The organism is Clostridium saccharobutylicum DSM 13864, from assembly GCF_000473995.1.
In the GTDB taxonomy this organism is placed as follows: Bacteria; Bacillota; Clostridia; order Clostridiales; family Clostridiaceae; genus Clostridium; species Clostridium saccharobutylicum.
Map to the genome: position 1 here is coordinate 4,058,981 of NC_022571.1, position 14,132 is coordinate 4,073,112.

At 27.7% G+C, this 14,132-nt stretch carries 11 protein-coding genes; 2 read left to right on the top strand and 9 right to left on the bottom strand.

Features of this window, described 5'->3' with window-relative positions:
• Positions 1–160: 160 nt before the first annotated feature.
• From CLSA_RS17805 to CLSA_RS17840, 8 genes are all read right to left on the bottom strand, one after another.
• Positions 161–1,627, bottom strand: a complete 1,467-nt coding sequence (locus CLSA_RS17805; protein WP_022748419.1) for a S8 family serine peptidase — start codon at positions 1,625–1,627, stop codon at positions 161–163.
• A 146-nt stretch (positions 1,628–1,773) separates the two neighbouring features.
• Entirely contained in the window at positions 1,774–2,034 is a 261-nt protein-coding gene (locus tag CLSA_RS17810; protein WP_022748423.1) for a hypothetical protein, read from the bottom strand.
• Positions 2,035–2,048: 14 nt separating this feature from the next.
• Positions 2,049–3,158 (bottom strand): TIGR04066 family peptide maturation system protein, encoded by a 1,110-nt coding sequence (locus CLSA_RS17815; protein ID WP_022748427.1) that lies wholly within the window; start codon positions 3,156–3,158, stop codon positions 2,049–2,051.
• A 3-nt stretch (positions 3,159–3,161) separates the two neighbouring features.
• Positions 3,162–4,607 (bottom strand): Cys-rich peptide radical SAM maturase CcpM, encoded by a 1,446-nt coding sequence (gene ccpM / locus CLSA_RS17820; protein ID WP_022748430.1) that lies wholly within the window; start codon positions 4,605–4,607, stop codon positions 3,162–3,164.
• A gap of 197 nt (positions 4,608–4,804) precedes the next feature.
• A complete protein-coding gene (locus tag CLSA_RS17825; RefSeq protein ID WP_041716334.1) occupies positions 4,805–5,023 on the bottom strand; it encodes a hypothetical protein in 219 nt (72 codons plus the stop codon).
• Between the two features lie 40 nt (positions 5,024–5,063).
• On the bottom strand, positions 5,064–5,696 hold the full coding sequence (locus tag CLSA_RS17830; protein WP_022748437.1) for a DUF6033 family protein: 633 nt from the start codon (positions 5,694–5,696) through the stop codon (positions 5,064–5,066).
• Positions 5,697–5,757: 61 nt separating this feature from the next.
• A complete protein-coding gene (locus tag CLSA_RS17835) occupies positions 5,758–6,387 on the bottom strand; it encodes a DUF6033 family protein (RefSeq protein WP_022748441.1) in 630 nt (209 codons plus the stop codon).
• A gap of 538 nt (positions 6,388–6,925) precedes the next feature.
• The gene (locus tag CLSA_RS17840) at positions 6,926–7,519 is read right to left on the bottom strand and encodes a TetR/AcrR family transcriptional regulator (RefSeq protein ID WP_022748443.1); all 594 of its coding nucleotides are present in this window, start codon (positions 7,517–7,519) and stop codon (positions 6,926–6,928) included.
• Positions 7,520–7,733: 214 nt separating this feature from the next.
• Here CLSA_RS17840 and CLSA_RS17845 point away from each other — a divergent pair, with 214 nt between their 5' ends.
• Positions 7,734–8,945: an efflux RND transporter periplasmic adaptor subunit gene (locus tag CLSA_RS17845; RefSeq protein WP_022748446.1), complete on the top strand. Its 1,212-nt coding sequence runs from the start codon at positions 7,734–7,736 to the stop codon at positions 8,943–8,945.
• Positions 8,946–8,958: 13 nt separating this feature from the next.
• On the top strand, positions 8,959–12,042 hold the full coding sequence (locus tag CLSA_RS17850; RefSeq protein WP_022748449.1) for an efflux RND transporter permease subunit: 3,084 nt from the start codon (positions 8,959–8,961) through the stop codon (positions 12,040–12,042).
• 461 nt (positions 12,043–12,503) lie between these two features.
• Here the strand turns inward: CLSA_RS17850 and CLSA_RS17855 are convergent, their stop codons facing one another.
• Positions 12,504–13,925 (bottom strand): L,D-transpeptidase family protein, encoded by a 1,422-nt coding sequence (locus tag CLSA_RS17855; protein WP_022748452.1) that lies wholly within the window; start codon positions 13,923–13,925, stop codon positions 12,504–12,506.
• Positions 13,926–14,132 lie beyond the last annotated feature (207 nt).

A 14,132-nucleotide genomic window follows, 5' to 3' on the forward strand; every position in this document is an offset into this window, starting at 1 on the left:
ATGATTATTTTTAAATTAGTAGTATAGTCAGCCTATTAGGACAATATGCTGATGTGATATGAGAATGCAAATCTATGATTTGATGTAAATCGCTTACACTCAGCAAGCGCATTCAATTCTAGCTTCATATGATTGAAACTACGCTTGGCAGAGGGACTTTTTATGTTTTAAATGTGTCTAATATTTGTAAATATATATCTCTAATTTCATTAGTGCCTATATTCTCATATTCTTTAGTAATCTGCTCATTTTCATTATCATTAAAAATCACTTTATAGATATTAGAATGCTCTATAGATATTACAAGATCTGCACCTATATCATATTTGATTGCATTTTTACTTTCATATAGTTTTTTTTCATTATTGTAATAACTTAAAATTATAATATCACTTCTTTTGTAATATGTATCTTTATACAGAAATGACTTAATTGTATTTCTTTCCTTAACATTGCTTATATATTTTTTCGGTATATATTCTAAATTATAAAAAACACCTTCTGGATTCGTAGTTGCCGCATATAAATTATAAGATTCATAAAAAAATAAATTCTTTAAATTTTGTAATATTAGTAATTCATCATCATTTATAGAAAAGTTAATTATAATTATAGGTATTTTTATATCTTCTTCAATTATAATTTCCTCATCTATCTTTTTCTCTTTTAGAGATTTATGCCATATATATTTTTCATTTATACATTTTTGTAAATCAAAATCATTTCCCAAATATACAATATTCTTTTTTTCTCTTAAATAAAAATTCAAATCATTTTCATTAAATATAATAAGAGTATCTATTTTTTCTTTTACATCTTCATAACTACAATTCTTAAACAACTTAAAATACGTTCTAGCTTTACTTTTGAGTTTTCCTCCTACGATATACGCATTTTCAATCCAATTTGGTTCACAATAAAAAAGACTACTTTCCTCATTTTGCTTTTTCAATTGATTTATTAATGTTTTTTTTACTTCATACAATGTCAAATTAACGTTATGACTTAAAATGTTGTAAACCTGTGAAGTAACAAATGGTGCAGCATAACTGTTGCTTTTAGATAATATAATATTTTCATCTTCTATATATATTGTGTGCTGTGAAACTGCTAAAAAGTCCACTCCTGTATGAACATTATTAACTCTTACCATATCATCCTTTATCCCACTATCCTCAATATTGGCTACTCCAATAACATTTGAAAAATATGAAGGATATGAGGTATATCCACTATTAGAGCTAGCTGCAATAATTATTATTCCTTTGCTGGCATAATGATTTATAATATTTTGTATTATCTCAGCATCTTTAAAATGGATACTTCCAAAACTTAAATTCACAATTTTTATATCATTTTCAACGCACCATTCAAAAGCTGGAATCAACTTTTCTATACTGCCCTTACCATCCTCATTCAAAATTTCCACACTACTAATTCTACTACTCTTTGCAAACTGTTTTAATATTAAAAAACAGCTTGTTCCATGTGAAGAATATTTATTTCTATAGATACTTGCATTATTTATGCTATTTTCTTCATCAATATAAATATTTTCTTTCAATTCTTCATAAAAAATATCCATAACACCATTATCTAATATAGCAACCTTTACCCCTTCTTCCATCCTACTCCCCCTAACAATAAAATTATGATTTATTTTTTAACTAAAGTAATAATTTTATTTGTAAATGCATGTGCATAAACTACATCGTTAATGTTTATATATTCATTTATCGTTCCACTATATTTATTAAGTACATTAATATAGCATTAGCTAACTTTTTCTTCAATCAGACTAACAATATCACTATAGCAATCAAATCTTTTTTCTAGTATATCTTTTTCTTCAAACTTTATTTCAAAACACTCTTGTAACTCAAAAAATAAAGTTAATAAATCTCTTGGCATCATCCCAATACTCGGATCTAACATACTCATATTTTCTTCTTCTTTTCTCATCTTATCTAAATCAAGAAAAAATTTCTTTTTAAATATTTCTTTAATTTTACACTCTATATCTTTCTTATCCATAATGTCCTCCATTCTTAAATTACTTCAAATACAGAATACATAGACAACTTTTTTATAACTTCATTTATAATAGAATCTCTTTTTAAATCATCAGCATTAAAAATATTATATTTTTCGCTACTATTCTTTGTCCCATTTGTATGTGTAAAACTAAGCTTAAGTTGATCTAATGAATTAGATACTGGTCTATACTTAGATATAAAGAAACCATCCAATTCCACATTAAACCTATAATTACATGCTAACTTCATTTCATCAAAAAATTCATCATTATATAAACCATCTAATAATGACAGAATAGTATAATCTGAATTAACGGCATTACATATCTCAAAAGCATAAATACCATAATTAAAACTATGATTCTTAGTTAATGGAATAATACAATCAGGCACTCCAATAATTATCACATCAGGATTTTCACTTTTTTCAATTTCCTTAACAAACTTGTTAAACATTAAAATCTTTTCGTTTTCTTTATATTCATTACTAAAAAACCAATCTGGTATAGAGTAAAATCCCATGGTTTCACTTAATGCTTTTGTTCCTATTTGACTGACTTTATAGCCATTTTGTAAAAATTTATCCCTTAAATATAATTGAAGATCAAATTTTTGTGTCATAGGAGACATTCCTAAAACAGTAATTATAGGTGTATTTATTTTCGCTAATGCAAATGAAATCTCTACATTATTACAATCCACCATATTAAAATCTTTAATATAATCATTAATTGTAATTATTTTTACATTGTTAGCTTCGCATAATTTATATATTTCTTCTTCATAGATATACCCTGAGTTAACCGTATAAAGAATATTTTTATTATGTTTACCAATGTTCTCAATTAAATCTTTTATATTGGTAAATTCCACCTTTTGTATTGATTCAGTAATCCATACAACATCTATATTCTCAAAGCATTCTTCTGAAATTTGACTTTTAATAGTAAACCCTAATTTTTCACTATCATCAAAATAATATGCATCCTTATTTTCTAATCCAAATCCGCTTGGGGCAACTAAATACTTAATGTCAATATTGTTTAATAAATGATTATTTCTTATCACTGGTAAAAACTCAAAATCATACGGAAATACTATAGCATTCATTTTTTTCTCCATTCCTTATACCTCCTTTTCAAAATCACAACCATATTTCTTTAAAACAATATAATCTTTTATTTGCTCTTCTGCATTTTTTTGTGTTTCACTACATCTACTCAATCTTCTTTTTCTTGATAGATCTCCATCCTCTTCTGCCATAGATACACATTGGGTACATATCTTAAAGCACCAACATTTCCTACATTCTTCTTCAGTAGTATTAGCTATATTTAAAATGTTCTTTGCTTTGTCAATATCAAAGCCATTATGTATATTACCAATATTTAAAATATCAGCATTTTCATTTACTCTCTCACAAGGATAAAACTCACCATCCACATTCACAAAAAATCTTTGTATTCCTGGAATGCATTGTCCTCCTGGACTAGATTGTAAAATTCTTTCACCTCTTACCTTAACTCTATCATTCATGCTGCTTTTTATATTATTAACAACATTATTTAATAAAGTAGGCTTGTACGCACTAAATATGTTACTGCAATGATATAAATATGCCTTAAATGTTTCATATTGTGCATCCGCATAGTATTTAGTGTTTATATCTATCTTCTCAACCTTATTTGTAACATTCACATAGTTACCAGCTACATTTAAATCTTTTACCATATCATATGAAAGGAAAAATTCATTTGCACAAGAAAAATTTTCTTTTAAGTCTATAACCGCATTAAAAGATATCCTTTTATAAAAACTTTCATCAATCATTTTAACTTTGCTTAAATTTTTCATAACAACTTCAAAAGTACCTCTATGTTCATCTGCAAAAATTCTATTTTTATTCTGCACATCTGCTGGACCATCTAAACTAATTACTAAATCAAAATTATTTTCTGACAAAAATTTTATCTTTTCCTCTGTAAGTAGTGTTGCATTTGTTGTCACAGTGAAGAAAATCTTCTTTCCAATAAAAAGTTCTCTTATATAATTAATACATTTCTTCATTAATTCAAATTCTAGCAAAGGTTCTCCACCATAAAATCCAAAAACAACTTCTTCAGTATTAGTTGAATGTTCATAAAAGAAATCAATCGCTTTTTTAGCTACTTCCCACGACATTCTCTTATTACTATGTGTTCTATTAACATAACTTCCAGAATAAACGCAATAACTACATCTTAAATTACAGTTTTGTGTTACCTGTAAAGTTAGTGATCTTAAATTATTTTCATATAAATCTTTTAATAAATCAGTTTCTACATGCTTTATCTTTAGATTTTCATTTCGTGGTAATAACATTCCTTGAGACTTTAGATATTCTATACCATCTCTTAAATTCTTATCTAAGCATTCATATAGGTTATTACTATTTTCATCGCTGTTTAAACTAGATTGTAAATATTCATAAACCTTTGAAGGTATAGATACAATAGCATTTGTATTTACATCATACAAATAGTATTCATTATACAGTTTTAATAAATGAATATGTGGAATATTTTTTAGCATCTGTTCAATTCCTTCCTAATTTATTATCAAAAATTTATCAAGCTCCATTCTCAAATTTAATTTATTGAATGGAGCTTTTAAATAAGCAAATAAAATATAATAACATTTAATTTGCTATTAGAATATATTAAAAATAATATACAAATTATTCAAATAATAATTTATTATAGCTTATTTTTAATATGCTTTAGTAGTAATTATGCACCTAACATAGTCATAGGAGCCATAGATTTCATTTCTATTTTGCTGTTATTCACAAGACTTAGTGCATAAAATCCTTGAACATCATTTTTTTTGTACTTGCTGCAGTTAGTGCATGTCCCACATGAAATATTGAAACAATTACAATTACATGCATAAGCCATAAAAGTTCCCTTTTCAAAATCATTTTTTTTACCTAAACTCACTTTTTTCATATATTTCACCTCCCTTCAATATTAAAATTCAAAAAAATATTTATATATTTGTATCGAATCTATCCAAGAAGCTCATATCAATGTTTGCAGCAATATCACTATATATTTTATGTTCTTTGCTTAATTTTAAATTCCGTTCTTTTCTTTCTTTCATTCTTTTTATTCGTAATTTTTCCTCTTCACTCGTTTTACTTGAATCCTTTGTATTACTTGTATTTTTAGATTTCTTTGGTTCAATCTCACTCGTGCAACTTAATCCACCATTTTCATCTATTACAACGCTTACACTTTTTACCTCACTTCCCCCTAAAGTATATTTATGATTACCAATATACTCCTTCAATGATGGTATTTGATTTAATAATCGTTCCAAATTTTGAGCCACCTTAGGATCTTTAGTTGCCTTCTCTATCAATTTAGGAGAAATATTATAAGTCAATTCATTCTTTTTCATATTATATGAATTGCTCATATAAAGATTAGCACCTGAATATCTTTCACAAACATTTTTAAAATACTCCTCTTTCGAAATTGTTTTATCTGTTGTGCTTACACTACTAACTGTAGTTTTATCAGCATCACTAACTTTAGTTTTATCATTATTATTACTTCCAGTTTTATTAGATGCTTGTGTATAATACGAACCATAACTACTATTAATTCCTATTGACATATTATTATTCACCCCTTAATTTTCTTAATATGCAAAATTATACAATATATTTTTTAAAATACTATATATTTGTATCGAATCTATCCAAGAAGCTCATATCAATGTTTGCAGCAATATCACTATATATTTTATGTTCTTTGCTTAATTTTAAATTTCGCTCTTTTTTCTCTTTCATTCTTTTTATTCGTAATTTTTCCTCTTCACTCGTTTTACTTGAATCCTTTGTATTACTTGTATTTTTAGAATTCTTAGGTTCAATATCAAGCATACCGCTGACTCCACCATTTTCATCTATTACAACGCTTACACTTTTTACCTCACTTCCTCCTAAAGTGTATTTATGAGTATTGAAATATTCCTTAAATGATTGTATTTGACTTAACAATCCTTCTAACTTTTCAGCATATTTAGAGTCCTTTGTCGCCTTATCTACTAATTTAGGCGAGATATTATAGGTTATTTCATTCTTTTTCATAATACCTGAGCTACTCATATGAAGATTAGCACCTGAATATCTTTCACAAAGATTTTTAAAATACTCATCTTTCGAAATTGTTTTATCTGTTGTGCTTGTACTACTAACTGTAGTTTTATCAGCATCACTAACTTTAGTTTTATCATTATTAACTCCAGTTTTATTAGATGCTTGTGTATAATACGAACTATAACTACTATTAATTCCTATTGACATTTCATTATTCATCCCCTTATGAATTTTAAAGCTTAATTACATGAAAAATATTCCTTTATTTGATTTAATTAAACATTATTTTACAAAGAATGTAAATATATATTACACAAAACGTATAATATATGGAACAAAAGGTAAATAAATTGCACCTAATTACTGACAACCTTTCAATGAAAATTTTATAAATCTGTGCAACAAAAATATGTGAAATTCAATTAACTATCGCGTTTGGATATCTATATATAAAATTAGCCTTAACCATTATTATAATTGGTTAAGGCTAATTTTCTCTCCAATAGAAAGAATCTCATTTTTTATTTATCAAGACAATATCATCATTAGTTTGAACTATACATAAGTTCTAAAAAATATTGTTCATCAAACATGAATTTCTACTTTTATAAATATTCAATTAGTACTCTTACTAATTGTGAATTTTATTAATTAGAACTTATATATAAAGAAAAAACGTGTATCTTCATACACATTAGGCTTTTTATTTAAAAAGTGTTGATTCTTTGCTTAATAAAAACAACAGCTATACACTTTTATATCTAATCTGTAATGCTTCAACTATAGTATCACAATATTTTACCATTTCTTCGATTGAAATAATCATATCTTCTTCAAGCCACTCTCCTGCTGAATATACCAATGCTGGAGAAAAAAAGCCTGCAATAATATCAATTGGCACTATAAATTTAATTCCATTTTTTTCGTCATTTCTTAGTCGATATTCTATACATTCAAGTACTATCTTTTGGAGCTGCTTCATTGCTGAACTATTATTTAATAATCCTATTGTGTACATCTTTTTATTTTTGCACATATGCTCAAGAAGAAGTTTAAATAAATTGCTATAATATTGCTTTGGGTCATGTGGTGGAGTTTTTAAACTTTCTTTTTCAAAATCTTCTATCAAATCTCTTAATAAACAATCAAGTAATTGATATTTATCTTCAAAATGCTTGTAAAATGTAGTTCTATGTACCATTGCTTGGTCACAAATATCTGAAACTCTAATATCTTCAAAACTTTTTTCTGTAAGCAAAGACATTAATGAATTAGATAATAATTTATGAGTTCTTCGTATTCTTAAATCAATTTTTTCATTCTTCTCATGATTACTCATGTTTTTCCTCCTAATCAAACAATCAACAAAAATTCTAATGTGTAGAATAACTATATAATTTTAAATTTTTGTTTCTTGATAACAATATAGCAATAGTATAAATTATACATATACAATTGTAAAGTTATTCATACATATGTAGATTATATACTATTTTAAACTTAAGAGTCTAAATAGATCTTTTATTCTGGATTCTTAAGTACAAGGAGGATATATGCATAAGAAAATATTAGTTATTTGTTTAGTACTTTTTAATCTATCAATATTTAGTGGATGTAGTGCTAAAACAAATCCAAGTACAGAAGTTAAAACCTATCCTGTAAAAACTATAGAGCTTCAAGATAAAAATTATCCTGTTTCATTAGAATATGAAGGGATAACAGGTGGAAGTGAAGTTAGAAAGCTTTCTTTTAAAAGTTCATCAAAAATTTCAAAAATATTCGTTTCAAAAGGTCAACATATAAAAAATGGAGACAGCCTTATTGATTTAGATAAAACTGATTTAAATTCCGCAACAGAAGCTTCAAAAGCTCAAATGGCTGCAGCTTCAGCGCAATATAATAAAGCATTAAATGGTGCACAATCTGAGGATATAAACAAAGCTCAAATAGCAGTAAAAAATGCTCAGGCTAATTACAATTACTACAAAGATTTATATGATAAAAATGTTACCTTATATGAAGCACATGCTATACCACAGCAGGAGGTTAATGATACCAAAGTTAAATTAGATGGAAGTGAAAATGACTTAAATTCAGCTCAAGAAACATTAAAGCAGCTCCAAAATGGTACAAGAGAAGAAGATAAGCAAGCAGCACTAGCTCAATTAAATTCTGCAAAAGTTGATTATGATTCGAAAGTCAATTTGACTCAAGATGCTTCTCTTAAAGCCGATGAAGATGGTTATGTGGTAGATATTCTTTGTAAAGAGGGAGAAATACAAGCATCAGGAAATCCAGTTATCTTAATTAGAAGTGAAAATCAAGTTGTTACTGTAGGTTTATCTGATACTGATGTAAAGAAAATACAGTTAGGAACAAAAGCACAAGTTAAAATAGATGATGTTACAACTGACGGAGAAGTTATGAATGTAGTTCAAATGGCAGATAAGCAATCCGGAACATATAGTGCGGAAATTAAATTGTTAAATCAAATAGATAATAGTAAATTTTACATAGGTCAATGTGCAAAAGTTTATATTAATGAAGGTGAAAAGAATGGAATTTGGATTCCTATCGCAAGTATTTTAAATGACGGTCAAGACTATGTATATGTAGTAGAAGACGGACGTGCCGTTAGGAAAAACATAACTTTAGGACAAACTAATGAAAATCAAGTGTGTGTAGATGGATTAAAGAACGGAGATAATCTTGTTAATGAAGGTATGAAAAATATAAAAGCTGGATATCAGGTTTCAGTAGAATAAAGGAGGATGAATTATGGGATTGATTAATGCTGCTATAAAAAATAAGAAGATAGTGATGTTTTTGGTGCTTCTTTCTATAATAAGTGGTTTTATCTGTTACTATTACATTCCTAAGCAGGAAAGTCCAGATGTTTCATCTCCAGCGGCAATGATAACAACTATTTATCCAGGGGCTTCTCCTAAAGATGTAGAAAGTTTAGTTACAAAAAAGATTGAAGATAAAATTGAAGAAATAGATGGATATGATTATGCTGAGTCTTATTCTCAAAATAGCGCATCTATAGTTATTGTTTACTTAAATAATGATGCAGATAAAGATAAAGCATGGCGCAGCTTGAGAGACAAAATAAAAGATTTAAAAGCTGAGCTTCCAGATGGCTGTGAGGATAGTAAAATAGACACCAACCTTACTCAAACTGCAGGTATGATTTTAAGTATAACTGGTGAAAGTTATTCTTATGAGCAATTAGGAAATTATGCAGATGATATAAAGAAACAACTAAGTAATGTTAGTGGTATTTCTAGATTTGATATAAAGGGAAAACAGGATAAACAAGTAAAAGTAAAAGTGGATTTAAGTAAAATAAATAAATATTCTATTTCTCTTGAAGATGTATGTGGTGTATTACAATCACAAAATGTAGAGATTCCTTCTGGATCTTTGGAACTAGCGACTGGAAAAATAAAAGTGCAGACACCCGGGAGCTTTACATCGCTTAAAGACATAGAAAATACAATTGTGGGAGTTTCAACAGAAACCGGACAAACTATAAAACTTAAAGATATCGCTAGTATAAATATGGATTATGATGATGATTCCAATTATAAATATACTGATAATGGAGAAAATGCAGTATTGCTTGCAGGGTATTTTCAAGATAATAAAAATATAGTTTTAATAGGTGATGATGTAAGAAAAAAATTAGATGAAATAAAAAAGCAATTGCCACAGGATTTAAATATAGAAGAGGTTACCTTCCAGCCTAAAGATGTAAATGAGTCAGTTTCTTTCTTTATGGAAAACCTTAGAGATGGTGTTATTCTTGTAGTTATAACTGTTCTAATAGGAATGGGTATTAGAAATGCACTAGTAGTATCCTCAGTAATTCCAATATCTATTGCTATGTCATTTATTGCTATGGAGCTTCTTGGAATCAAGGTGCATCAAATTTCTACGACAGCACTTATTATAGCACTTGGAATACTTGTAGATGATGCAATTGTAATAGGAGATGTTGTTCAGGTAGGAATTGATGAGGGATTACCAGGAGATGAGGCTGCATTTAAAGGAATTAAAAAATTATTTGTGCCTGTATTTACCTCCACATTAATTATAGTTGGTGCCTTTGCACCTCTGCTAAGCATACCAGGAGCAGTCGGCGAATTTATAAGAACGCTTCCACAAGTAGTAATGATTTGTATAACTTGCTCATATATATCAGCGCTATTAATTACTCCTGCTATGTCATCTTTATTTTTTAAAAAGAGTAAAAAGGCTGAAAAGGAAAATAAAATTCAAAAATTATTATCTAAGCTTTTAACTTATGGACTTAATCATAAAATAAAGATTATTGCAGCATCTTTACTTATATTTTCAGTATCAATGGGATTGATGAATTTATTGAGTTCACAATTCTTCCCTTATGTAGATAAAAATATTATTTATATAAATGTGTCTAATGAAAAAGTTGAAGATTTGGATAGTACAAATAATTTAGTGAAAGAAGTAGAAAATGTTTTAAAATCACAAGAAGAAGTTACGAATTATACTTCAGCCATAGGTGGTGGTCTGCCTAGTTTTTATGTTACATTGCCTACTGTGACACCATCAAAAGATACAGCTCAAATTATGGTAAAAGTAGATCTAGATAAAACTAAAAAGTTTGATACAAGAGAAAAACTCGTTGAACATATACAAAGTGAATTAGACAATAAAATCTCTGGTGGAACGGCTACAGTTAAACTTTTAGAACAAGCAGATCCAATAGGAGCACTTGTTAGAATGCGTCTTACAGGAGATGATTTAGATAAAATTTATACTGCTTCAGAGCAAATACAAGAAAATTTAAAAAATATACCAGGGACTACAAATGTAAGAGACGATGCAGCTAAAAAGACATATGAATATGAAGTAAATATAGATAGTACGAAAGCATCTCAATATGGTTTGTTAAAGTCTGATATTTTGAAACAAATGAACATTGCATTAAAAGGATATAGCAGTTCTGTATATAGGAAAAGTGGAAGCGAATACGATATATTAGTCAAAAGTAATATTGCTTCAGTAGAAGATTTGAAAAATCTTCAAGTAAAATCAAGTGTTACAAATAATAAAATATTGTTATCACAAGTAGCATCTATAAATCTTAATTCTGAGTTAGATCAAATAAAGCATTATAAGAAAGATAAGACTGTAACAGTATATAGTGATTTAAAATCAGGATATAACTCAAGTGATATAGAAAATACAGTCAAAACTGAAATTAATAAAATGGACTTAAATGGTGTAAATGTTCTTTATGATGGAGAACAAAAACAAATAGAAAATAACTTCTCAAATCTTGCTATTGCTGGAGTGCTTATTATAGTAATAATTTATTTAATTCTATTTGTTCAATTTAAGTCATTTATACAACCAATTGTAATACTCTATTCACTACCATTATCACTAATAGGAGTAATAGTAGGACTTTTGATGTGTGACATGCCACTATCTTTAACTGCTGTAATGGGAATAATAAGCTTGATTGGAGTTGTTATAAGAAATGCAATTCTGCTTGTAGAATATATAATTGAGGGAAGACATGAAGGGCTTTCTATAGATGAAGCTTGTGTGCATGCTGTAAGTCAAAGATTTAGACCAATAATATTAAGTTCAACTGCAACTATTACAGGGCTTATACCACTTGCATTTTCTAAAAGTGCATTATTTGGACCTATGTCTGTTACTATAATATTTGGACTTGCGTCTGCTACTTTCCTTACATTTATAGTTGTTCCTGTAATGTATTCTTTAGTTAATACTCAACTTGAAAAGAAAAGACAACATAATTTTTTACAAATTTTAAAAAATGTATTGCATAAATATAAAAAATGATAATTATTTGATAAAACCTCTATATAAACTATAGATCATACTTATGTGTGAACTCACCGAAATCATATATATATTTGTTTCGTCGGACTTATGAAATTTTCGTTGGAAGATTCTAAATGGGAGCTTGTGCCCATTTCTGCATGTTCCAAATATTAATTTTGACAAGCAGTAAATGTAACAAGCTCCCATTAAGAATCTTCAACAGCTAAATTTCAAATGATTCCTTCACAAATATATATATGATTTCTAGTGGAGATGTTAACCCTAAATAAGTTGAATTCTTAAATTGGGTATCTATAATTTAAACTTCCCAATATATTCTAACTAGAAAGCAAGAGGATTCTTTTGTTTGATTAATATAGAAACATTCTAAATTCAATCAAGCAAAAGAATCCTCTTAACTTTTTATAAATTACCACATAAGTCTAAATTTTAAGTTATAGATATCCATATTGCCTCAGTTATTCTTGATAACACACAATAGGAGTTCCTGGTTCAATATTTTCAAATATTGTCTTTGCTAAATAATATGGTGAATTTACACAGCCATGAGAACCACTTGTCTTATAAATAGTTCCTCCAAAAACACCATTTCTCCAACTTGCATCATGTATTCCAATATTACCATTAAAAGGCATCCAGTAATCAACTGGTGAGCTATAATTTTCTCCTTTTAATGTAGCATTTTTTTCTTTATAATTTAAAACATAAGTCCCTGCTGGTGTTCCCGTATTATTACTTACATTACCTGTAACAACATCTCCTTCTACAACCAAGGCTCCTTTTTTATAAAACCATACATGTTGCTTTGTTAAATTAACTTCTACATATGTATCGCCAATATCATTGCTATCTTTAGATACTGCTGTTTGTGAATATGCTGGTTCCTTTGTTACATCCTGACCACCTTTTACAGCTTCAATTAAATCCTTCACTTCTTTAGATTTATTTACAATCCATCCATAATTACCACCATCAACTTGCACTGTAGTTTTAGATGATGTAACAAAACTTCTTGTAGAACCAAAAGTATTATAAATGCCCGCTATTTTATCTACATAACTCTTAACCTTATTTTCATCAAAAGTAACTTCCATATTGTCATTTACTCCAAGCCAAGTATTTATGGTTGATCCATCTAAAACTTCCTTAGTTCCATGAGAATCATAAGTAATTTTTAAAGATGCATATTTATTAAGAGTATCTTTTGCATTTTGAACTTCTTCTGACTTTGAAGTATACTGTGGATTTTCATAACTATTATCCGTACCTAAATCTATAGATTCTTCTCCATTAAGAATTGCATCCGCTACATTATCATGTAGAGCATCTATATTTATCTTATCTCCTAAAACTTCATCCACAATTTGATAACTTCCATCTTTATATTCAAAACTTGCATTTTGAGGTCTTGTTACCTTTTTCTTATTAACACATGAAAGATTGCTTAAAGCTTTATTTAATAAGTCTTCATCATATGAATATATTTGGGAATCATCAGTATCATCTTTCTTAAAAAGAGTAGCTATCCATCCAAGTGAACTTTGATTATCCTTTAATTGTTTAATCTTATCAGAATCATATTTTAATCCAATATCAGTACCTTTAATTTCTTCTTTTGAATCTCCTCTTTCATCTAATTCAAGCTTATATGATTGAATTTCAGATGATAAAATGTCCTCTGCCTTCGTAACACTTTTTCCCCCAACATTAACACCATCAATCTTGGTTCCAAAATTAAAATGAGTAGTAGAATATAATGCTATTCCTAAATATATAGCTGCTAAACAACCAATGGAAGCTATGGTTTTCTTCATCATTTTACTTTGTTTATTTTTTGCTCTTTTTAATCTCCCAAGTTTTTTTTCTTCTTTTTCCCCCATGTTTTTTCTTCCTTTCCTTACTCTATATAATCAAAATATATTAATGAATTTAAATTAATTGCTTAAAATCAAATCACAAATATGTAAATATTAAAACTTACATTCTTAAAAGCCTCATCAAAATTTTCAGTAACCGAAAAAATGCATAACCTTTATTTCGATTAACTATCACATAACGCTAAGGCTTAATTTGAATATATATATGTC

Excerpts from the sequence above, each read along its gene's own strand:
- CLSA_RS17805 (WP_022748419.1), bottom strand. The coding sequence starts at position 1,627 with ATGGAAGAAGGGGTAAAGGTTGCTATATTAGATAATGGTGTTATGGAT.
- CLSA_RS17825 (WP_041716334.1), bottom strand. The coding sequence starts at position 5,023 with ATGAAAAAAGTGAGTTTAGGTAAAAAAAATGATTTTGAAAAGGGAACT.
- CLSA_RS17845 (WP_022748446.1), top strand. The coding sequence starts at position 7,734 with ATGCATAAGAAAATATTAGTTATTTGTTTAGTACTTTTTAATCTATCA.
- CLSA_RS17810 (WP_022748423.1), bottom strand. The coding sequence starts at position 2,034 with ATGGATAAGAAAGATATAGAGTGTAAAATTAAAGAAATATTTAAAAAG.
- CLSA_RS17815 (WP_022748427.1), bottom strand. The coding sequence starts at position 3,158 with ATGGAGAAAAAAATGAATGCTATAGTATTTCCGTATGATTTTGAGTTT.
- ccpM (WP_022748430.1), bottom strand. The coding sequence starts at position 4,607 with ATGCTAAAAAATATTCCACATATTCATTTATTAAAACTGTATAATGAA.
- CLSA_RS17850 (WP_022748449.1), top strand. The coding sequence starts at position 8,959 with ATGGGATTGATTAATGCTGCTATAAAAAATAAGAAGATAGTGATGTTT.
- CLSA_RS17830 (WP_022748437.1), bottom strand. The coding sequence starts at position 5,696 with ATGTCAATAGGAATTAATAGTAGTTATGGTTCGTATTATACACAAGCA.
- CLSA_RS17840 (WP_022748443.1), bottom strand. The coding sequence starts at position 7,519 with ATGAGTAATCATGAGAAGAATGAAAAAATTGATTTAAGAATACGAAGA.
- CLSA_RS17835 (WP_022748441.1), bottom strand. The coding sequence starts at position 6,387 with ATGTCAATAGGAATTAATAGTAGTTATAGTTCGTATTATACACAAGCA.
- CLSA_RS17855 (WP_022748452.1), bottom strand. The coding sequence starts at position 13,925 with ATGGGGGAAAAAGAAGAAAAAAAACTTGGGAGATTAAAAAGAGCAAAA.